Origin of the sequence: Stieleria varia (assembly GCF_038443385.1) — a bacterium.
GTDB classification, from domain to species: Bacteria; Planctomycetota; Planctomycetia; order Pirellulales; family Pirellulaceae; genus Stieleria; species Stieleria varia.
Window position 1 is genome coordinate 1,309,888 of the sequence record NZ_CP151726.1, and the last position, 20,712, is coordinate 1,330,599.

At 56.5% G+C, this 20,712-nt stretch carries 17 protein-coding genes; 7 read left to right on the forward strand and 10 right to left on the reverse strand.

All coding sequences use genetic code 11. The annotated features are described in order from the left end of the window. The first annotated feature begins 67 nt into the window (after positions 1 to 67). The 3 genes from Pla52nx_RS04555 to Pla52nx_RS04565 all read left to right on the forward strand — a co-directional run bounded on the left by Pla52nx_RS04555 (position 68) and on the right by Pla52nx_RS04565 (position 5,494). Positions 68 to 1,180, forward strand: a complete 1,113-nt coding sequence (locus tag Pla52nx_RS04555) for a deoxyribonuclease I (protein WP_146520022.1) — start codon at positions 68 to 70, stop codon at positions 1,178 to 1,180. A 123-nt stretch (positions 1,181 to 1,303) separates the two neighbouring features. After that, positions 1,304 to 3,952: a DUF5060 domain-containing protein gene (locus tag Pla52nx_RS04560; RefSeq protein ID WP_146520021.1), complete on the forward strand. Its 2,649-nt coding sequence runs from the start codon at positions 1,304 to 1,306 to the stop codon at positions 3,950 to 3,952. A 486-nt stretch (positions 3,953 to 4,438) separates the two neighbouring features. Further along, entirely contained in the window at positions 4,439 to 5,494 is a 1,056-nt protein-coding gene (locus Pla52nx_RS04565) for a linear amide C-N hydrolase (RefSeq protein WP_146520020.1), read from the forward strand. A gap of 191 nt (positions 5,495 to 5,685) precedes the next feature. Here the strand turns inward: Pla52nx_RS04565 and Pla52nx_RS04570 are convergent, their stop codons facing one another. From Pla52nx_RS04570 to Pla52nx_RS04590, 5 genes are all read right to left on the reverse strand, one after another. Further along, positions 5,686 to 5,973, reverse strand: coding sequence for a hypothetical protein (locus tag Pla52nx_RS04570; protein ID WP_231741963.1), 288 nt, complete (start codon positions 5,971 to 5,973; stop codon positions 5,686 to 5,688). Positions 5,974 to 6,385: 412 nt separating this feature from the next. Continuing rightward, positions 6,386 to 7,201: a 4Fe-4S dicluster domain-containing protein gene (locus Pla52nx_RS04575; RefSeq protein ID WP_231741962.1), complete on the reverse strand. Its 816-nt coding sequence runs from the start codon at positions 7,199 to 7,201 to the stop codon at positions 6,386 to 6,388. 12 nt (positions 7,202 to 7,213) lie between these two features. Then, positions 7,214 to 8,023 (reverse strand): nitrate reductase cytochrome c-type subunit, encoded by an 810-nt coding sequence (locus tag Pla52nx_RS04580; protein WP_231741961.1) that lies wholly within the window; start codon positions 8,021 to 8,023, stop codon positions 7,214 to 7,216. Continuing rightward, on the reverse strand, positions 8,020 to 10,440 hold the full coding sequence (locus tag Pla52nx_RS04585; RefSeq protein ID WP_197454573.1) for a molybdopterin-dependent oxidoreductase: 2,421 nt from the start codon (positions 10,438 to 10,440) through the stop codon (positions 8,020 to 8,022). Before Pla52nx_RS04585 ends, Pla52nx_RS04580 begins: the two co-directional genes overlap by 4 nt. After that, complete coding sequence (locus Pla52nx_RS04590) at positions 10,440 to 10,715, reverse strand: chaperone NapD (protein WP_146520018.1); 276 nt, start codon at positions 10,713 to 10,715, stop codon at positions 10,440 to 10,442. The genes Pla52nx_RS04585 and Pla52nx_RS04590 overlap by 1 nt, the downstream gene beginning before the upstream one ends. Before the next feature lie 113 nt (positions 10,716 to 10,828). Between Pla52nx_RS04590 and Pla52nx_RS04595 the strand changes: the two genes are divergently transcribed. From Pla52nx_RS04595 to dsrP, 3 genes are all read left to right on the forward strand, one after another. Further along, positions 10,829 to 11,584 carry a cytochrome c3 family protein gene (locus Pla52nx_RS04595; protein ID WP_146520017.1) on the forward strand — a complete coding sequence of 252 codons (756 nt, stop codon included), beginning with the start codon at positions 10,829 to 10,831 and terminating at the stop codon, positions 11,582 to 11,584. Then, complete coding sequence (locus tag Pla52nx_RS04600; RefSeq protein WP_146520016.1) at positions 11,571 to 12,512, forward strand: 4Fe-4S dicluster domain-containing protein; 942 nt, start codon at positions 11,571 to 11,573, stop codon at positions 12,510 to 12,512. The genes Pla52nx_RS04595 and Pla52nx_RS04600 overlap by 14 nt, the downstream gene beginning before the upstream one ends. 263 nt (positions 12,513 to 12,775) lie before the next feature. Next, entirely contained in the window at positions 12,776 to 14,041 is a 1,266-nt protein-coding gene (dsrP, locus tag Pla52nx_RS04605) for a sulfate reduction electron transfer complex DsrMKJOP subunit DsrP (protein ID WP_146520015.1), read from the forward strand. Positions 14,042 to 14,134: 93 nt separating this feature from the next. Here dsrP and Pla52nx_RS04610 read toward each other — a convergent pair whose 3' ends face one another. The 4 genes from Pla52nx_RS04610 to Pla52nx_RS04625 all read right to left on the reverse strand — a co-directional run bounded on the left by Pla52nx_RS04610 (position 14,135) and on the right by Pla52nx_RS04625 (position 17,189). Further along, entirely contained in the window at positions 14,135 to 14,611 is a 477-nt protein-coding gene (locus Pla52nx_RS04610; RefSeq protein WP_342190335.1) for a DUF1579 domain-containing protein, read from the reverse strand. 337 nt (positions 14,612 to 14,948) lie between these two features. Then, positions 14,949 to 15,230, reverse strand: a complete 282-nt coding sequence (locus Pla52nx_RS04615) for a hypothetical protein (protein WP_146520013.1) — start codon at positions 15,228 to 15,230, stop codon at positions 14,949 to 14,951. 245 nt (positions 15,231 to 15,475) lie between these two features. After that, entirely contained in the window at positions 15,476 to 16,423 is a 948-nt protein-coding gene (locus Pla52nx_RS04620) for a PQQ-binding-like beta-propeller repeat protein (protein ID WP_197454572.1), read from the reverse strand. A gap of 151 nt (positions 16,424 to 16,574) precedes the next feature. Continuing rightward, entirely contained in the window at positions 16,575 to 17,189 is a 615-nt protein-coding gene (locus tag Pla52nx_RS04625; RefSeq protein ID WP_231741960.1) for a BON domain-containing protein, read from the reverse strand. Positions 17,190 to 17,456: 267 nt separating this feature from the next. Between Pla52nx_RS04625 and Pla52nx_RS04630 the strand changes: the two genes are divergently transcribed. Then, positions 17,457 to 19,418 carry a hypothetical protein gene (locus Pla52nx_RS04630; protein ID WP_146520011.1) on the forward strand — a complete coding sequence of 654 codons (1,962 nt, stop codon included), beginning with the start codon at positions 17,457 to 17,459 and terminating at the stop codon, positions 19,416 to 19,418. Here Pla52nx_RS04630 and Pla52nx_RS04635 read toward each other — a convergent pair. Next, a complete protein-coding gene (locus Pla52nx_RS04635; RefSeq protein ID WP_146520010.1) occupies positions 19,390 to 20,712 on the reverse strand; it encodes a TAXI family TRAP transporter solute-binding subunit in 1,323 nt (440 codons plus the stop codon). The genes Pla52nx_RS04630 and Pla52nx_RS04635 overlap by 29 nt on opposite strands.

The following is a 20,712-nucleotide window of genomic DNA, read 5'->3' on the forward strand; positions in this document are numbered from 1 at the left end:
GGATCGATCTCTAGAGGATGACCCCCGAAGCTCTTTTTTTGACTCAGGATTCCATCTTTAAAACCTCATGGGTGACGAAACACGCTCCAGTCGTCTACCGAGCACTCTGATCGTGCTTGCGCTCGTCGGTGGCGGGTTCTATTTCCTCAGTCGCTATCAAGTCACCGGACTGGACGCGATCTCGGTCCGACCTCGCGCCAACGTGCAAGATGCGGATCACAACGACGACGGCTACGGCAACCCCTTGGGGGATTCGACCATGTTTGTGGGGATCACCCGCGAACCGGGCCTGGACTCGTTCGACAATCCCTTCGACGCACCGTTGATTCGCAACGACGCCGTACTGGCCGATCTGGCACCCTCTGCCGCTGACGAACTGGTCACGTCCCGCATCCGACGCATTCGGAATCTGCGAATCGGCTCATGGGCTCTTAACGGATTCGGCCCGTCTAAACTCAATAACGACCTCGCCCGCCGAAACATTGTCCGCATCGCACACCAATTCGACGTGCTGGCATTGCAAGAAATCAGCACCCCGGAACGCGACATCATCCCTCGCTTGGTCGATACTCTCAACGAAGGCGGCCGAAGTTACGAATACGTGCTGGGTGAAACGACGGGACCGCACGGCTATCCGGAGCAACTGGCGATTCTTTTCGACACGGAAACGGTCCGCGTCGATCGCACCCAGGTCTACAGCGTTGCCGATCCCGGCGGAAACATGACCTACGCGCCCTTGGTCGCTTGGTTTCGTGCGGCACGCCCCAAGCCGCAAAACGCTTGGACGTTCAGTATCGTCAATGTCCACATCAACTTGCAGCGTGCCGGCGCAGAGGTTGCCCTGATGCCAGGGCTGTTTCAATCGGTTCGGTCCGACGGACGCGGCGAAGACGACGTGGTGATGCTCGGGCTGCTACAAGCGGACGATCGGTACATGATTCCGCAAATCATGGGCGACAACATGGTCGCTTCGGTTCGCAGCGTACCGACGGATATCTTTGGCCGACATCAGACGGGCAACGTCTTGATCGATCCCGTACCCACGAGCGAGTACCTCGGACGCGGCGGCGCGTTGGATTTCTTGCGAAATTACAACCTCAGCATCTCCGAAGCCGAAACGGTCAGCAGCCAGCTGCCCGTCTTTGCCGAATTCTCGGCAATCGAAGGCGGCGAGCTTTAGCCGCTCTCCCAATGCGTGTATCCTTGGGAGTACGCTCAGGCGAGTCGTTGACGGCTCCGCCAAGCTTTTCTGCAGAAAACGATCTGTCCAGAAAAATGTCTTCTCCCAAGAGATCCTGTGAACATGACTCTTCGCCTCTTTCTGGCACTCGCGGTGCCTTGCATTGCCCTGCTGAAAAGCGTCGGGCTCCACGCCCAAGCTCCGATCACAACCAGCGATTTGGTCTTCGGTGATCGGGGCGGCGTCATCGCTGTGGAAGCCGAACATTTCGTTCGTCAAGAAATGACGGACACGCGGGCGTTCTATCTCACACACCAGGAACTCACGCCTGAGATCTCGCCCGATGGTGATCCCAACCATGTCGCCGGTGCCAGCGGGGGAGCCTACCTGGAAATCCTGCCCGACACGCGTCGTACTCACGACGATCGCCTGATCAAGGGAACAAACTTCGCCCCCGAACCGGGCAAGATGGCAGTCGTCAGCTACCAAGTCGACGTGCCAGCGGCAGGTCGCTATTACGTTTGGGTGCGCGCCCACTCCACCGGCGGCGAAGACAACGGGCTGCATGTCGGACTCGATGGCCAATGGCCCGAGTCCGGACAACGACTGCAGTGGTGCGAGGGCAAAAAGACTTGGCGATGGGAAAGCAAGCAGCGCACCGAAGCAGAGCATTGCGGCGAGCCGTACAAGATTTTCTTGGACATTGATTCTCCAGGCCGACACGTGGTTTCCTTCTCGATGCGCGAAGACGGTTTCGAGTTCGACAAGTGGTTGATGACAACCAATCGTGACTTTCCCCGTCCAACCGGCTTGGGACCGGAACCTGTGGTGCTTGCCGGCACAGCCCCCAAAGCATTCAAGTTTGTCCAAGCATTAGCTGCCACGCCCTCAGACTCGACCGATGCGTCCCAGCAAGCCAGCCAATCACCGCTCCGACAACCACGACAAGCCGATGGTGAGGGAACCGTCACGATCACAGGTACACTGCAACAGTGGCACAAGATCACACTGACGATCGATGGACCGTTCGCCCACGAGCAAGACAACGCTCCGAACCCTTTCCTGGATCGACGCCTGACGGTCACCTTTCGACACAGCGACGGAACTCAGTACAACATTCCCGGCTTCTTTGCCGCCGACGGCGATGCCGCCAACAGCGGTGCCGAGGCGGGAACAAAATGGCAAGCACGCTTTGCCCCCGATCGCACCGGTAAGTGGACGTACAAAGTCAACTTCGTCTCAGGCGACGATGTTGCGATCAAGTTGGATGCAGCCGGCACCCCGATCGAATCCTGCAACGGCAAGTCCGGCGAGTTCCAGGTCACAGCCAGCAACGCACCGCCGATGAGCCTGCGTGCGCAAGGTCGTTTGCAGTACGTCGGCCAGCGATACCTGCAACACGCCACCAGCAAACGGTACTTCCTCAAAGCCGGAGCCGACGCGCCCGAGACGCTGCTCGGCTACGCTGATTTCGACAACACGGTCGCAGGCAAACCGAGCAAGGTTCCGCTGAAAACGTGGGCTCCTCACCTCAAAGACTGGCGAGATGGCGATCCCACTTGGCGCAACGGCAAGGGAAAGGGACTGATCGGCGCAGTCAACTACTTGGCCGACAAAGGCTGCAATGCGTTCTCGTTCTTGACGTACAACGCCGGCGGCGATGGTGACAACGTCTGGCCTTTCGTACAACGCAATGACAAGCTTCACTACGACTGCAGCAAACTGGATCAGTGGGGCGTCGTGTTTGATCATGGCACGGATCGCGACATGTACCTGCACTTCAAAATGCAAGAGACCGAAAACGACGACAACCGAAGCGGCAAAAAAAACGCCGGCCTTGTCCCCGAAAGCTTGGACGGCGGAGACCTGGGAACGCAACGAAAACTTTATTGCCGAGAGTTGGTCGCACGTTTTGGTCACAACCTGGCTCTCAACTGGAACCTCGGCGAAGAAAACACGCAGACGACCAAGCAACAAACCGCAATGATCGATTACATCGCAGCGCTCGATGCGTATGACCACAACATCGTCATTCATACGTTCCCCGATCAACAGGCTAAAGTCTACGAACCGCTGCTGGGGAACAAGTCAAAATTGACCGGCGTCTCTCTGCAGAACAGCGGTATTCATGACACCCATCACCAGACCGTACATTGGGTCACTCAGTCCATCCAAGCCGGCAAACCTTGGATCGTCGCGTTTGACGAGTCAGGGACCGCTGCACACGGCCAATGCCCGGACATCGGCTACGAAGGATACGATGGACACGACCGCGCCGGCAAAATGACTTACACACCTGACGAAGTTCGCCGGCAAACGTTGTGGGGTACGCTGATGGGCGGCGGCGCCGGCGTCGAGTACTACTTTGGCTACCAATACGCCCAAAATGATCTGGTCTGCGAAGACTGGCGTTCGCGTGACAAAAGCTGGGACTACTGTCGCATCGCGTTGGACTTCTTTCGCCAAGCAGAACTGCCGCTGGAAAAGATGTTGCCCGCCGACGAGCTGATCGGCAATCCCGATCATGACAACACCAAGTATTGCCTCGCTCTGCCAGGTGAATGCTATTTGGTTTACTTGGCGACTGTTTCAGAAACGACGTTGGATCTCTCGGGATCAAACGCCCAGTACGCCGTCTCGGTTCTCAACCCGCGAACGGGCGAAGTCAGCGAACATCCGACAACAAAGTCGGTGACCGGAGGTGCAACCGTAACACTCAACAACACCGACGGATCCCAGAATGACTGTTTGCTGATTCTGCGCAAACGCTAATGGGTTCCAGTAGACGAAGTGAGTGCTGGCTAAGTTGTATTGCGACCTGCAATGGTGAGCGGCAAGAAGCTAGTGGTCTGGGACAACTTATTTTTAGGGTAGTGGATCTTGTTAAAGATCCTGTAGCTTATTTTTAGGGTAGTGGATCTTGTTAAAGATCCTGTAGCGGTGGGATCTTTGGCAAGATCCACTACGTTAAACCCTAACTTTTAGCTGTTCCAGACCACTAGTGCATGCCCGCAGTGCGCTAGAGAGCGTCCCACTTAAAACGCAGCGGGATCAAAGTATTTAGCGGGAATTTGCCTTCAATCCCAAACACCTCAACGTAACTCTAAGCGGATGACACAACCATCCGAAGCGGGACGCGGCGTTCTCCCTTTGACAGCGTCCCAATTGCCCTCGCGGTAGGATTACCAAGTTGTTGCGATCGGTGGTGGTCCAACGCCAACTGAATTCAGAACTGAAATCAATTGCGAAAGGTATTTTGTGAAGAATACAACACGTGTCGCCGCAGTCTGTCTTGTGCTTGCACCAATATTCCTGCCAGCGATTCAAACTACCAATGCTTGCAGTCGAGCGGTGTACTTTGGCAAGGCGGGGCAGACGGTGACGGGTCGAACCATGGACTGGCGGGAAGACATGCAATCCAACCTGTGGATCTTCCCCCGTGGCATGCAGCGGGACGGAGGCATGGGAGAGCAAGGGTTTGCTTGGACGAGCCAGTACGGCAGCGTCGTCGCTTCGATCTACGAAGGCGGGACGTCAGACGGCATGAATGAGAAAGGGCTGGTCGCCAATCTTTTATTCTTGGTCGAAAGCGAATACCCAGATCCCAACAAAGATCCGCGTCCAAAGATGTCCATTGCTGCTTGGACACAATATGTGCTGGACAGCTTCGCGACCGTGGAAGAAGCCGTCGATGAAATGAGCAAAGAACCGTTCTGTATCGTTGGCGTCGTGGCTCCCAACGGCGTGGCAGGTACGATCCATTTGTCCATTTCCGACCCATCCGGTGATTCGGCAATTTTCGAGTACATCAATGGCAAGCTCGTTATCCACCATGGCAGACAGTACCAAGTGATGACCAACTCGCCGATTTACGATCAGCAGTTGGCGCTCAATGAATACTGGCAGCAGATTGGCGGAACCGTGATGCTGCCGGGCACAAACCGAGCCGCCGATCGTTTTGCCAGAGCAAGCTTTTACATCAACGCGACCACGCAATCAGCCGACCCGCGTGAGGCGACCGCGGCAGTCTTCAGCGTGATGCGAAACGTAAGCGTACCGCGAGGGATCAGCACGCCCGACCAGCCGAACATTTCCTCAACCATCTGGCGCACGGTCGCCGATCAGAAGAACCTCGTTTACTTCTTTGAAGATACCGCCAGTCCCAGTCTCCTGTGGGTTGATCTGAAACAAATCAATTTTGAAGCGAGCTCAGGAGTACGCAAACTGCAACTCCATGGAAACCCTGGCCTGGGAGGCAATCAGACGGACAACTTCAAAGCCTCGGCTCCGTTCATGTTCCTGGCACCGGAATAAGTGCCCGGGGGACGCCAGAAACGCTCAAGCCTCTCGTACGTGTGCTTGGGTGGGGCAGGTTTGCAACCTGCCGTTGATTCGCAGCGGCAGACAGTTGGACTTTGTGTTGTGATCGGCCAGCAAAGGATTTGAATCTGACGGTTCATTCGCAAAGATGTATTCAAGCTTGGGGTTGCGGCACTACATCACTTTCAGGCATTTGGCACACGATTCCGAATGATCTTGGTGGTGGGGTCCCCCGGCATGATCGTGTCACACCACATTTCATTCTCGAACACATAGCGGACTTGGATCGCAACTGCTTCTTGGGCGGCGAACGAGTCTCTTGCTTCCGCCAATGTCACGGTGGCATCGGTCCGAGCCGACTTAAGCTGCACGTGCTGCACATCAGATCCGTCACGCAAGTCGTCAAACAACTGCAAGACCTGATCGGCCGACCATTCGGCTTGCAGGATCTCGCTGATATCGTCATTCATCATCGCGAACCTCGGAGGAAACTTGTTGGTAGAAGATTGTCAGGGGAGGATTCACGGTGGGGGGCTCTTCAAAATTTTCTACCAATTCCTTCCGCCGGCAAGTGATGGGCATGCGGGCGACGTTGAGACGATTTGGTAGAAGATTGTCGGGGTAGAAGATTGCAGGGGTAGGAGATTGCAGGAGTAGAAGATTGTCGGGGGAGGATGCACGGTGGGGGGCTCTTCAAAATTTTCTACCCGCAATTTTCTACCCGCAATTTTCTACCCGCAATTTTCTACCCGCAATTTTCTACCCGTCATTTTCTACCCGTCATTTTCTACCCGTCATTTTCTACCCGTCATTTTCTACCCGTCATTTTCTACCCGTCATTTTCTACCCGTCATTTTCTACCCGTCATTTTCTACCCGTCATTTTCTACCCTTTCTTGCTCGGCCGCTCAAAGGCGGGCATCAGCAGGATGGCGTTTTCGGGTGCCGGACATACGTAGCGGCATACTCCGCATCCGGTGCAGGTGTCTTCGATGACGATCGGCTTGCCTTGAGTGACTTCAATGGCGCCCTCGACGGGGCAACGTTCGCTGCACACGGTGCAAGTGGTGTGGTGATGAGCCAAGCATAGGTGCTCAATCACACGGGCGGTGCCCATGATCGGCGGGATCGTGTCGATCAGCACACCAGGCTTGCACGATGCGATGCAAGGAAAGTCTTCGCACATCATGCACGCGGAAGTGTCGGCTTCGATGACAGGCGTGCCGGCGATATTTCCGAGTCGATCGGGTGCTTGGACAATCGCGTCATAAGGGCACGCGGTGAGGCAGTCGCCACATCGGGTGCATCCGGTGAGGAATTGAAATTCGTCGATCGCTCCCGGCGGACGATGCACAGGGATGGTTCGCGATACCGATCGGTTGCCAAGATCAGTCGGCGGCACCGGGTCGATATTGATGCCACCGATGCTGCGTGGTGGCTGCGTCGCTGGCTCTGGTTGGTGCGGTTTGGGTAGCCGAGTGACCAACGGTACAAACCGGTCCGACGGAATCAGTCGCCAGAAACGTCCTTGGAGTAGATCGCGGCGGCTTTGATTGGCGCGAGCGGGGCGGAATAGAAGCGTCCAGAGAAAAGCGGGAAGCCAAAGAGCAGCAAAGGCGATTCGCTTGATCGCCGACGACTTCGTCCTGGCAGTACGGTCGTCCTCCTCTGCATCACTCCGGCTCTCGCGACTTTGCGTCAAATTTCTCTCCGGCTATTTTGTAACGACATCCAGTGGTGGCAGCATCGGCACAGATTCCGGACCGTACCATTCCGCTTCGGGCATTTGGTCCAGCGTTGCAGAGGGGGCGTGGCATTGGGTGCAGTTGGTTCGCCACGGGTGCGTTGATTCCATTCCGGCCCATCCGTTGGGTCCGCCGTGACACGCGTTACAGTTCTCGCGCATCCACTGTGAGTGTGGGATTGTCGGCGGTGCTCCCTGGTACGCTCGCTTGCCTGCTTTCGGTGCCGGCAGTCCGACAAAACTCGATTCGACCGATGTGCCAGCGTCTTGGAACGGTGCCGGCGGCATCGGTGCGTGACACTGAGTGCAATTGCCCAGGAACGGGTGAGACATCACGCTGGCTTTTAAGCCCGCCATCTGCACGCCGCTACCATGACAAGCGTAACAAGCTGCGTCTGTCGTGTTTTCAATCGGGTGCGGAATGATCGGCGGAGCACCGTTGAAGGCGCGACGCGACGCCCGAAGTTTGCCGGACGCTTCTTTCTCCGATTTGCTCGGCTCGATTTTGGCGTAGAGATCGTACTGCGGCTGCGACAACGATTGCCGCTGGGCTTGCCAGGCCTTCGTCGGACCCATCGGTGTTTCGGCAATGTCGGCGTACGACACCGCGGGGATAAGCTTCGGATTTTCCTCGATCTTTTCATTGTCGAATTTCGCGACGAGCGCCGGTTCATGCAAACCGTCAGGTTGCGGCACACCGTCCATGATGCCGACAAAGAAACCGACCACCGCGATGGCGATGATGCAGGAAAAAAAGATCGGTGCAAGTCGTCGCATCATGACGGCGCCTCGGCCAGTTTCTTCACGCGCGCGGCGCATTTCTTGTAGTCCGGCTGTTTAGAAAACGGATCGTGAGCGTCCAGCGTGCAGTTGTTGATCAGCTTCGTTTCGTCAAAAAAGGGAACGAAGATTGTTCCGCGTGGTGGGCGACCACGACCATCGATCCAGACCGGCAACTCGCATTTCCCGCGACGTGACTCGACGATCACCCGTTCGCCTTGGCGGATATTGGCTGCCTTGGCGTCTTCCGGATTCATTTCGAGATAGGCCGTCGGCATCGCCCGAGAGAGTTGTGAAACGCGTCGCGTCATCGTGCCGCTATGCCAATGCTCCAGCACGCGACCGGTACACAGCCACATCGGAAACTCCTCATCAGGCATCTCCGGTGGCGGAGCATATTCGTGGAACCAAATCTGGGCGCGGCCGTCGTTGGTCGAGGAATGATAGAAATCGAACTCTTGTCCCGCGGTGACAAACGGATCGTCAAACCCCGAGAACCGGAATTTGGTTTCTCGCCACGATCCGTCATCTTGCTCAACGACCGGCCAACGCAACCCGCGTGCTTTCACGTATTCATCGTACGGCGCGAGGTTCTTATGCTTCATCGTCGTGAATTGACGGTACTCCTCAAACAGATGCTTATCGACGTTGGTATCGTAGTAATGATCAAACTCCCAAATGGGAATTTCTTCCCCGGCTTCGTTCTTCACCGCGAAGATGAACTCGCCGTCCTTGTCTTTCATCCCTTCGTAGCCCATCTCGAACAACTTATGCGCGATCGCGATCGTCATCCAGCAATCATCGCGAGCCTCACCGGGCGGATCGACCATTTTGAACCATTGCTGCGTTCGCCGTTCACTGTTGCCATACACGCCGTTCTTTTCCACCCACATCGCCGCAGGCAAAATCAAATCGGCCAAAACAGTCGTCGCGGTCGGGTACACATCGCTGACGATTAGAAATTTATCTTCGAGACCTTGCTTGTCGTTGAACAACGCGTTCAAGTTCGGCAGCGTCTGGCCGGGGTTGGTGACTTGCACGAACATCGTCGTGATGTCCCCGCCCTGGGATGTCGGTTTCGTGAACTGCTCGAACATCTTCACCGTGTGATATCCGGGGGTGGCGTTGATGCTGCCGGGCGACAAGTTCCAGAACCCTTCGCATTGCTCGCGGTGCTCTGGATTGGCAACAACACGACCACCAGGCAACGCGTGCGCAAGCGTGCCAACTTCGCGAACCGTGCCGCACGCCGAAGGTTGACCGGTCAGGCTGGTCGGCGCGTCGCCGGGCCGACCGAAATGGCCCGATAGCAAGTGAACACCATGAACCAACGAATTGATCGCGGTGCCCATTGTGTGTTGATTCATCCCCATGCACCACAGCGATGTGATGCGGATGTCGTGGTTACCGAACAAGTCAGCCAGCATTCGGATCTGATCCGCAGGCACGCCCGACAGTTCTTCGACCCGTTCCGGCGTGTACTTGGCGATGCGTTTGCGAAACTCTGCTTCGCTGATCTGTTCGCCCTGCAGCGTCGGCGTCAGTTCTTCGGCGCCGCGGAAGTTACAGTGTTTCTCGACGAATGACTTGTCGTAGTTGTTGTTCTCGATGAGTAAATGCATGATGCCCAGCGAGATTGCCACGTCGCCGTGCGGCTTCATTTCCAGATAATCGTTGGCCGCATCGGTTGTGCGTGTTTTCCGAGTGCCGATGTCGATAATGCGAACCGTCTCGCCGCGCGATCGCCGGTCGGTAACGCGCGAGAACAACACCGGGTGCATTTCAGCCGGGTTATTACCCCAGGTGATCAGCACGTCACACTCGTCGAGATCTTGATAGCAACCGGCCGGTTCGTCGACTCCGTAGGTTGCCAAGAAACCGGTCACGGCCGACGCCATGCAGAGTCGTGCGTTGGGGTCGATGTGATTATTGCCCAGGCCGCCCTTCATAAACTTTTGAGCAGCATAGCCTTCGGGGATCGTCCATTGCCCGCTGCCATAAAATGCGAATGTCTGAGGGGAATCAAAGATACGTTTGGCGATCGTTTCGATCGCTTCGTCCCATTCAATTTCCGTCAGCTTGCCGTCTTTGCGGAGCAGCGGATTGGTCAGGCGGTCTTTGCCATAAAGGATGCCGCCGACGTGATAGCCTTTGACGCACAACAATCCCTTATTGACGTCGGCGGCCTTGTCACCGGCAATCGCAACGACGCGTCCATCTTCCACGCCGACTTGCACGTGGCAACCGGTCCCGCAGAAACGACACGGCGCCTTGTTCCACGTCATGCCTTCACCCGTCGGCAAATCGTCAACGGCTTGGTCGGCGTGAACCACCGGCAACGATGTGTTGCCCGCGACCATCGAACCGGCCGCCGCCATCGCGGCTGACTTCAAGAAACTGCGACGTTTGGCATCCATTATTCTAGATTCCTGATTGATTCTCGTTCTGCGGTTTCGTTATCCTCGTCAAATGCGACCATGGCAACCGCTAAGTCGATCACTCCAGGTAACTCTCGGACCATATTCCATATTTGTTGGTCGCGGCGTTTGTCGGCCGAGTCGACAACGATCGCTAGTTTGCTGCCGCTAGCATTTCCGATTTCGATTTCGGGCACTTCGTGCAGAGATTCTATCGCCGCGGAATGCTCCTCAACTTGCGAGGCGAACGTGATGACCAAGCCGCTAATAGGCACGGTGGCTGCTCTTTTAAAAGTGGCGGGAAGATGCAAAAGTGAGGTTTCGCTAACCTATACGTGAGTGTATACATTAAGTCTCGTCCGTGGAACCTCATTTGGGACAGAAATTCATGCCGCGAACCGCCAGTATGCTCTTTGCCAGTGTGGTGTGCTTGGCCGTTGCGATGATTTTCGTCGTCGTCGGACGAGGCAACACGCGAGACGATTCTCGCTCGCGCCGTGTCGGTGCGGATCAACGTGACGGTGCGGATCAAATCGCAAGCAATGCGCCGACGGCGGTTGCCGCGGAGGCTTCTGCCGATCAGAACACTGCGGCGAATACTGCGGCGAATACCGGCGGTTCAAGACACCCCATCATCATTCGCAAACCCACCGGCCCACCGCGGATCGAGCTGGCCGGGATGGACCCGCAAGGTCGAACCGGCAGCGTCGCTTGTTCGACCTGCCATGCCGTCCGCAAACCAAACTCGGAAAACGTGTCGGCCGCGACGCTGGACGAATTTCACCAAGGCATGACGTTCAATCACGGCAAGATCGCCTGCTATGCCTGCCACAACCCCGACGACGCCGACACCTTGCGTTTAGCCGACGGACAGTCGATCGCGTATGAAAATGTGATGACGCTGTGTTCGCAGTGCCATAGCAAACAGGCCGAGTCGTTTGCCCATGGTGCGCACGGCGGCATGAACGGGCATTGGGATCTCACTCGCGGTCCACAAATGAAGAACAATTGCATCGACTGTCACGATCCCCACTCACCGACTTATCCCAGGATGGTCGTCGGCTTCAAACCCAAAGACCGCTTTAACGCCCCGCTTAGCCATCACCACGACCACCAAGGAGCGGAATCGCATGACGACCACTGAGAACGCTCGCAAACCATCACTACCGATCGTCGAGAACTTCACGCGACGTGCGGCTGTGAAAGGCGGCTTCGCAACACTCGGCGCTGCCGCGTTTGTGGCCGCCGTGTCGCCGCTGCGGCAAGCCGCCGAGGACAAGTCGGCGGCGGAGTTCATGCAGCAGCACTACACCGAGCTGTCGCCCCAGCAAAAGGCCGATGTGATCGCTCGATTGGAAGCCGAAGCGAAAGAGAACTACGGCGCAGACGTAACGATCGCCGACGACCGACCGATCCCTGGAACGAAATTTGTCTACGCGATCAACCTGAGTGTTTGCAACGGCAACGGCAAATGCGTTGAAGCTTGCCACAAAGAAAACAACCATGACCGCGACACCAACCAGTCGTATATCCGCGTGCTTGAAATGCCCAAGGGCACGATGGACATGGAAAAAGGCAACACGACTTACACCGGAGCCGTCCCTCAAGACGACAAGTTCTACTTGCCTGTTCAGTGCCAGCAATGCGACGAGCCACCGTGCGTTGACGTTTGCCCGGTGAAGGCGACGTGGAAGGAAGAGGATGGCATCGTCGTCGTGGACTACAACTGGTGCATCGGATGCCGGTATTGCGAAGCCGCTTGCCCCTATCACGCGCGTCGCTTCAACTGGAAAAAGCCAGAAGTGCCGGCCGACGAAGTCAATCCGGACCAGAGCTACTTGAGCAACCGTATCCGCCCGGTCGGTGTCGTCGAAAAGTGCACCTACTGCCTGCACCGAACTCGACGTGGCAAATTGCCCGCTTGCCTGGAAGCCTGCCCCACCGGCGCTCGCGTGTTCGGCAACATCCTCGATAAAGATTCCAACATCCGCTGGATCCTGGAAAACAAACGCGTTTACATCCTAAAGGAAGAACTCGGCACGAAACCGGCGTTCTTTTATTACTTCGATTGACGAAAGTGAGCCGACGGCGTTAGCCCGAATCATTCATGCGCCGCAACGCGATAGCGTCCGGTTCCCGAATATAGGGGTGAGAACCGGACGCTATCGCGTGGCGGCTGATATGCGCAGACTGCTTTCGTGCCAATCCGCGCAAGCCGTTTCACGCAAACGTGTTGCGATGACCGTAGTGAGTCGCGTGAATAATCCGGGCTAGCGGGCCGTTCTTTTCAATCTCCCCAACTACCCTCGGTTCGCGCCGTCGGCTCTAAAATAACATGAGCAGCATCACCACAACGCCACAGCCTAACGAGCCCAACGGAAAACAGTCGCACATCACCAGCTACCCGAAATTCATCGGGCGATCGTTGTGGTTGGCGACCGAAGGATCGTTTGCGTTCTACGCATGGATGACGATGTTGACCGCATTGTTCCTGGTCGGCGCAAACGCTTGGGCCAACCAAGTCGCGGGCGGAATGATTGCCACCAACATGACCGATCAAGTTTCGTGGGGACTCTACATCGCCAACTTCACCTTCATGGTCGGATTAGCGGCAGGCGGCGTCATGATGGTGATTCCGGCGTACCTGTATCACGACCGCAAGATGCACGATGTCGTCATCATTGGCGAACTGCTTGCCATTGCCGCCATCGTGATGTGCCTGATGTTCGTTGTCGCCGATCTCGGACGGCCCGATCGGTTCTGGCACATGCTGCCCATCGTCGGCAAATTCAACTGGCCGATCTCGATGTTGACCTGGGACGTGATCGTGCTCAACGGTTACCTGCTGTTGAATCTGCACATTTGCGGCTATCTGCTGTACATGCGATTTCTCGGTCGCAAGCCCAATCCGACGTGGTACATCCCGTTCGTGATGCTGTCCATTGTTTGGGCGATCTCGATTCACACCGTCACCGCGTTTCTTTACTGCGGCCTGGGCGGCCGACCGTTTTGGAACACGGCACTTCTTGCACCACGTTTCCTTGCATCCGCGTTTGTCTCCGGTCCCGCGTTCATCATCGTGTCGATGGTTCTGATCAAACGGTTGACCGGCGTGGGCGGACTCGACCAGCCGATCGCCACGCTCACCAAGATCATCCGCGTCACGATCCTGATCAATCTGTTGATGGTCGCCTCAGAACTGTTCACCGAATTCTACACCGGTGGATCGCACGTCAGCGCCGCGAAGTATCTGTTCTTTGGCTTGCACGGCAAAACCGCACTCGTCCCGTGGACCTGGACCGCGATCGGGCTGAATGTCACGGCGGCGTTGCTGTTCTTGTGGCCGGGGCTGTTGAGATTGCGCTGGCGGCCGTTGCTCGTCACCGCTTGTTTGATGGCGTTCGTCGGTGCTTGGATCGAAAAAGGTATGGGGCTAATCATTCCAGGATTCGTCCCTAGCACGCTGCACGAGATCGTCGAGTATGTCCCCAGCCAACTCGAATGGAAAGTCACGGTGGGAATCTGGGCGTTCGGGCTTATGGTATTCACCGTCGCCCTCAAAACTGCTCTCCCAACATTAAAGCATCCCGCTGAACACTGACCCCTGAGCACTGACTACTTTCGATGCAACCGGGTACGCCGACGCCCGAGAGCGAACTGCCGGATAGTGTTACGATGACTACTGTTAAGACAATTACTTGACTCGCTTCGCTGCACCCGACATGAAGGTTACCCAGTCTCCATTTGCGTCAAGCATCCTCGATGTCATCGAGATCTCATCAGCCGATTTGAACTCGTAGATGTCTTGAAACTTCGTCAGCTTGCCATCGCCCATGAAGTTTGGTCCGTCAGCTTCGAGTGTTAACACCTTTCCGGTCGCATCGACGTTGCCTGTGTACTGCCACATGAAGGCCGTCGCCGAATCAACCCACGTTCCGACATACTTCTGCTTCCCTTCGTCATAGCCGATCGTCTGAACCCCAGTCATCGGGTCACCGGACCATTCGCCCTTCATTTCATTGAGCACCCAGAATCCACCGAGCTTGCGTGAGGTCAATGTTCCAGTGCATTGCATCGGTGGCTGGTCCGGGGCCATGGTTGCTTTTGACTCGGTCGTCCATTCTCCGACGAACTTCACAAGCCACTCGTGCTCTTGAGTCGGCTTTGGCATGGCAGGGGACTCTTGCCCGCAAGCCGGTTCGTGGAAGCACACGAGGCTCAGAATCAGGGTCGTCAACACAAGAGTTTTCATGTTCAGTCTCGCCAAATTGAAAAGGGTACGAATGCTCGATCTAGCCCGGATTATTCATAACCCAACGCGTAAGCGAGGGATACTCGGTAAATCCCTCGCTTACGCGTCGGGTGATGAAAAACAATCTGCTTTTCCCAACGATGTCACAACTCATTGTCAAGAATCTGTTTGCGCTAAAATCAATCATCGGCATGAATAATCCGGGCTAGCAGTTGTCGATTAGGTAGCCACTCAATCGACATCAAGAGCTTCGATTTTATCGTGGAGTTTGGCCGGCAACTGAGTCGGAAGTTGTGCTTGGCACTGCGGCGTAATCCGGATGGTAGCGACTCCTGCGCCTTCGGCTGCGGGTCAAACGATCCGAAGACTCCTGCGCCTTCGGCTGCGGGTCAAACGATCCGAAGACCAACGCAGTGGTCTTTCGGGAGGTATCCGCGACCGCGAAGGCGGTCGCAGAGAACTCGTCGTAATACACCGCTTGAGCAAAGCAATCGTAGGTCATGCTGTGCATGACGAAATCCGGTACGCCCGTTTTCACGCTTGGTTACCTGGATTTGGGAAAACTCATGCCGAGATCCGCTGCGGCCGTGTTGTGGCACAGAGCAGACTGCGAGGGCAAAAAGATGTCGGATCAGAAATTGCTCAGGGACCACATCGATCAGAGTGAATCACATCACCGTTGAGGCAAGACGGTGGGAGGGAATTCTGGCGAATCCCACTACGCGGGTAGGGTTAGCGTCTCGGAGAGACGCTGCTACGTGGTGGGCTGCTACGTGCTGCCTGCTATCGGATCACGCCGGAGGTGGCGCTGAGTGTTTGCGAGTTGGACACCGCGTTGCCCAGGTGTTTGAAGTCCTTGAATTGCCAATGCACCTTTTTGTCTCGATCGATTTCGATCAGTTGCGGATTGTCTTCGCCCGCGTGACAATTTCCGATCACGATGTGCCCGTTGGGGTGGACTTCTAAAGTCGTCACCCAAGCCAACGTGATGCCGTCGAGATCGTTTTGATGAACTTGCCACACGATCTCCTTAGCCGGTGTGACTTCTAAAATGCTGTGGCCGTTGCCCGTGCCGATCAATGTGTTGCCGTTGGGCAATCGCAGGGCGCTAAAAACGGCGTCTCCGAATGCTTCTGGGCCATGGCCGCCTTGGGCCGGTTTGCCGAACATCGGGACATCGTATTCCCAAGTGATCTTGCCGTCGTGGTCATACTCGCGGACCACTCCGTCGCCTTCTTGTGCCACCAAGTAACCGCCATCGGCCAAAGGACGAACCAGACGTGTGTCGCGGTGGGGGTGGGGGTGATCGCGTTTGAGCGTGATGCTGTGGTGAACCTTGCCGTCTCGGTCGATCTCATAGATCTTTCCTTCGCCGCTGAGGGCGACCATCACTTGACCGTTTGGCAGCGGAGCGATCGAGTGAAGTTCGACGGCGGATTCGGTCGCCAGCGACTTGGAATCGAACGACCAAACTCGCTCTTTCTTTTGCAGGTCGATCTCGACCACGCGTGTGCCTTCATGCGTCAGCAAGTTCCCATTGGGCAGCACGTGCATGTCGTGCGGTGCGCCGCCGATCTCCATCTCCCAATCAAGGCTGCCGTTTTCATCAAAGCGAAACAGCTTGCGTCCTTGGTTGGCGATGAAAGCATGCTCGGCCGACGCGGGCGATGCGGCGAAACAAAAGGCAAAGAGGAGGATAGAGATGGAAAGACACGTGACGCTTCGTTTCATCGGTGCAAGCTCGAATGGCATAAGGGAGCGGGAAATGGATTTCCCCCCGATGATACTCGATCTACCAGTTTGGGCGTGGCGGTTTGGGCGTGTCAGTTTGGGCGTGCGGATTGAAAAGGACGTCACGCCTGGATTTTCATCCGCCGCAGGTCTAGGGGAGCACGCTGACGCGGTTTTCGACGCTGCTGACGCCGGGCTCCAAACGCATCAGCAATTCGCTCATTCGGCGGTCTTTCTCGGTTCGAACGGCTCCCGTCAAAACCGCCGTGCGTCCGTTCATGGAGACGTTCACGTTTCGTAGCGCCGGGGCTTTAGTGACCGTAGAAAGCCGCGTCGAAACGGTGGCTTGGACCTCCGCTGGTGGGAGTGGCTCCACGTCCACTGCCGAACGAAGGCGTACGCGAACAGCGGGTTTGCTGGTCGATGCACCTTGATTGAGTCCGCCAAACAGGCCGCCGAACAAGCCCCCCAGGCCTCCTCCTCCACCGCCGAAGCCGGCTCCCCCGCCAGCACCACCGCCGCCGCCCGACTCGGCTCCGATACCGAAGCCGGTTTCGGTGGCCGCACCAACGGTGTCGCCACGCTCGAGCGTGAAGGCGCTCCTGTCGGCTTCCACTGGTCCCAGCGAAATGGTGGTCGCATCGCCGACGCCAACGGTCCCAGATCCCGAGGTGTCTCCGTTTTGTGCCGACGCAGAGGAGCCCCAGCAAAGCACGACGGCCAGTGACAGAAGAGCGAAAGAGTATCGTTGGTGATCGAAATTCATGGAAATCGCCCGTTTTTCTGCTAGCAAGAACGTGAATGGGTGAGGAACGCGTGTCAGTATCAGTTTAACCCGTTGGCAAAGAAAACGTTCCGAAATCGATCCTTGCGGCATCGACGGATGCCAAGATCCCGGTCGGTGGGGCGAATCATGCCGAGAATTCGGTTCCAGCGACAAAAACTAAGCCTGATGCCGTAGAGCATCCAGCCGGTGAACGGGTTAACCTATCGGTCGGAGTCAATGACACCTTCCCCACAGCATGATCGAACAATGAATCTCATCCTCACGCGCATCCATCAAACGCGACTCGCCCCACGCATTGCGACCCGTGTCGCTTGGTTATTGCTGCCGATCATTCTCTGCCTCGTCGTCGTGTCGTCGCCGGAGGCCCGTGCCCAGGACGACGCGAGCAAGAAAAACGAGACGTCGATGCCGGGTGCGCCACGTTTGTTGCCCGAGGATGCGATGTTTTATATCCGCCTGGACAGTGCGGATGATTTGCGAGAGGACTCCAAGAAATCTTCCATCGGACTGATGATCAACGATCCGCAGATGCGTCCGTTGGTGCAAGATGTCTATTCGACCGCCCGCGATCTGTTTGCGATGGTCAGCGACAAAGTCGGTGTGTCACTTGACGAACTGCTCGCCATCCCCAGCGGCCAAGTCGCCGTGGCGGTGATCCCCGCGATCCCACCGGACGAGGAGTCGCGTGAGTTGTACGAGCAAGAAAACCAAGTCGACGATTCATCCGAAGCGGCGGCGCGTAAAGAACGTCGCCGACGTCGTGAAGCCTACGGGTTCGCGACGGTGATCATGATTGATGCGGGCAAGAACGTGGACAAGTTGCTGGCGATTGTCGATCGCATCGAAAACCAAGTCGTCACCAACGATGGCTATGTCCGGCGACGCACCGTGGTCGACAAGACGGACGTGATCCGGTTACTGCCTCCGCGTCAGGGCCGACCTGAGATCGAATACTTTGAGCGTGAAGGAACCGTCGTCTTTGGTTTTGGGCATCGAACCGCACAAGACGTCTTGGAACATTGGCGTGGCAAGAGTGACCAAACCACGTTGGCCGAGAACGCTCGGTTCGGAACACTGATGTCGCGTTGCCTGGGTAGTGAAGAGACACGCCCCCAGATCACTTTCTTTGTCGATCCCCACGCGATCATCGACCGCATCATCAAACGTAGCGGCAGCATGACGGCGGGATTCGTGTGGCCGGTGATCCAAGACCTTGGCGCGTCACGCGTCGCCGGTATTGCGGGCAGCTCATTCCGAGGCGGCGAAGTGTTTGAGGGGATTTCGCATATCCATCTTCGCATCGAGCCTCCACGCGACGGAGTGCTGGGGTTGTTGCGGCCCGAGACCGGCGACACCACGCCGCCCAAATGGGTTCCTTCGGACGTCAGTGGATACACGACGCTTAACTGGGATATCGAGCAAGCCTACGAAAACTTCGGCAAAGTTCTTGACAATTTCCAAGGCGAGGACTCACTCAAACGTTTGGCCGAAGACCCGTTGGAAAAATCCACCACGATCAACTTGCGTGAAGACCTGTTCAAGAATTTGACCGGACGTTTGGTCCATACGACATGGATGGAACCACCGGTTCGCTTGAACAGCCAAGTCAGCGTGAACGCGTTGGAGCTCAAGGACTCGACGGCTGCGAAGGCGGTGATGGCGGAGTTTCGCAAAAAACGCCCCAACGATTTGACTCCGGAGACCATCGCCGGCAACGTGGTTTACTTTGGCAATCGCGCCCGACGTGGAAATCTGCCCGAGAATTTCAGGCAGCCTGAGCCCTGCATGATGTTCTTGGGCAAGTGGCTGATCACGTCGGACAGTCGCAAATTCATGGAACGCGTCGCGTTGGCGGATGCCGGCAACCTGCCCCGTTTGTCCAACGTCGCCGAGTACGACCTTGTCGCCGGTGAACTGGGCAGCAAACTCGATGGCGAAAAGCCCTTCATGCTTTCGTTCTTTCGTGGCGCGGATTCACTGCGATTGTTCTACGAGCTGGCTCAAGCTCCCAATACACGTCAGATGTTGCGTCGCGCTGGAGAAAACAATGTCGTGGCCAAGACATTTGCAGACATGATCGAGCGAAATGAGTTTCCGCCGTTCTCTGAGTTTGAAAAATATTTTGCGCCCACGGGGGCGTTCGCTTATGACGAACCCGACGGCATCCACATCGGCATGTTCAGTTTGCGTGGGGATGCTGCGAAGTGACACGACGCAGAGCGAGTTGTTTTTGGCAATCGGTCAACAGCGATTGAAAGATCTGAAACGAATCGTCGGCCATCAGCTTTTCGTCGACCAGTTCGCGAACGGCTTCGTGACGCATGGCGATCAACTCGTTTTCAATCGCGTCCAGGCGATGCGTCTCACCGGAGTTCAGTTCGGTGAGCAAGCCGTCCAAACGGACATAGTAGCGATCGACCCGATTCTTTTTGCGCACCGATAGCCACTTGTTCAAACCGGCGACCAGACCGCAAAAGGCCAGGATCAGCGACAGCAGAAACGCCATCGGTTCGCTGTAGCGTTCCAGGAAACTGGGGCGTAGACGTTGAAAGTACGCCATCGCGCCGTAGTGGATCGGAAACTGCACGTCGTCGGAATCAAACTGCTCGGAAATGTCACGCGCCTCATGATGCTGACGCATGATCACGGCGCGTTGGGTGACGATCGATTCGACGATGGTGCGAGCCACCGCGTCGGGTAGATCCCCGCGGCAGATCAGCGTGGATCGCAAAGCAAACGTTTCGCAGGGCGATTCGGGTAAACCATGGCGATCGTCATGCACAGGGTACACGTGGCGGGGAATGATGAAACGCTCGACATAAGGATTCATCACGGCAAATCCATCCACCTCGTTTCCTTCGCCGGACGACGCAAGTGAAACGTATCGCACGTTGCCCCGACCGACCAAATCGACCACCGATTGATTGGTCACGGCGGTCATGATCAAAGCCGCGTCGAGCGTACCGACATCCAATTTCACGCTGCACTGGGCGATGCCTTCGTAAACCGGAATGTAGTCGTTCTGGGATTCACGCAGTCCAAAGTGGTCCAGCAGGGCACGCACGATCTGTTGATTGCCACTGTTTTGTTGCCCTACACCGACTCGCTTGCCTCGCAAATCGTAAACGCTCTGGATGTCGGACGATTTGGGGACCAAGAAGTGGCAAACGGCGCGATGCAGGGGCAGCAGTGTCTGAACATCGGGTGCCGGAGCGGTATCGTTCTGAACGATCGCCAAGTCGACTTCGCCGCGTCCCAGGCGATCCATGTTGTCGATGCTGCCCTGGCTGTCCTGGGTCAGCGAAATCGTGATCTCGGGATGAGTTTGATGAACGATCTGAGCGATCCCCAGGCCGAGGGAATGAAACGCGCCTTCGGTCGGTCCGGTGGCCAATTTCAGCTCGACGGGGGCGGGATTGCGTTGGCCCAACCACAACCACATGGCCGCGGCGGCACCAAGGCAAAACACTAAAACAAAGGTGAGCGAAAATCGTCCTGACAT

Coding starts and splice junctions, on each gene's coding strand:
- Pla52nx_RS04625 (WP_231741960.1), bottom strand. CDS start 17,189: ATGAATTTCGATCACCAACGATACTCTTTCGCTCTTCTGTCACTGGCC.
- Pla52nx_RS04570 (WP_231741963.1), bottom strand. CDS start 5,973: ATGATGAATGACGATATCAGCGAGATCCTGCAAGCCGAATGGTCGGCC.
- Pla52nx_RS04600 (WP_146520016.1), top strand. CDS start 11,571: ATGACGACCACTGAGAACGCTCGCAAACCATCACTACCGATCGTCGAG.
- Pla52nx_RS04610 (WP_342190335.1), bottom strand. CDS start 14,611: ATGCCAAAGCCGACTCAAGAGCACGAGTGGCTTGTGAAGTTCGTCGGA.
- Pla52nx_RS04555 (WP_146520022.1), top strand. CDS start 68: ATGGGTGACGAAACACGCTCCAGTCGTCTACCGAGCACTCTGATCGTG.
- Pla52nx_RS04635 (WP_146520010.1), bottom strand. CDS start 20,712: ATGTCAGGACGATTTTCGCTCACCTTTGTTTTAGTGTTTTGCCTTGGT.
- Pla52nx_RS04585 (WP_197454573.1), bottom strand. CDS start 10,440: ATGGATGCCAAACGTCGCAGTTTCTTGAAGTCAGCCGCGATGGCGGCG.
- Pla52nx_RS04630 (WP_146520011.1), top strand. CDS start 17,457: ATGAATCTCATCCTCACGCGCATCCATCAAACGCGACTCGCCCCACGC.
- dsrP (WP_146520015.1), top strand. CDS start 12,776: ATGAGCAGCATCACCACAACGCCACAGCCTAACGAGCCCAACGGAAAA.
- Pla52nx_RS04595 (WP_146520017.1), top strand. CDS start 10,829: ATGCCGCGAACCGCCAGTATGCTCTTTGCCAGTGTGGTGTGCTTGGCC.
- Pla52nx_RS04560 (WP_146520021.1), top strand. CDS start 1,304: ATGACTCTTCGCCTCTTTCTGGCACTCGCGGTGCCTTGCATTGCCCTG.
- Pla52nx_RS04580 (WP_231741961.1), bottom strand. CDS start 8,023: ATGATGCGACGACTTGCACCGATCTTTTTTTCCTGCATCATCGCCATC.
- Pla52nx_RS04620 (WP_197454572.1), bottom strand. CDS start 16,423: ATGAAACGAAGCGTCACGTGTCTTTCCATCTCTATCCTCCTCTTTGCC.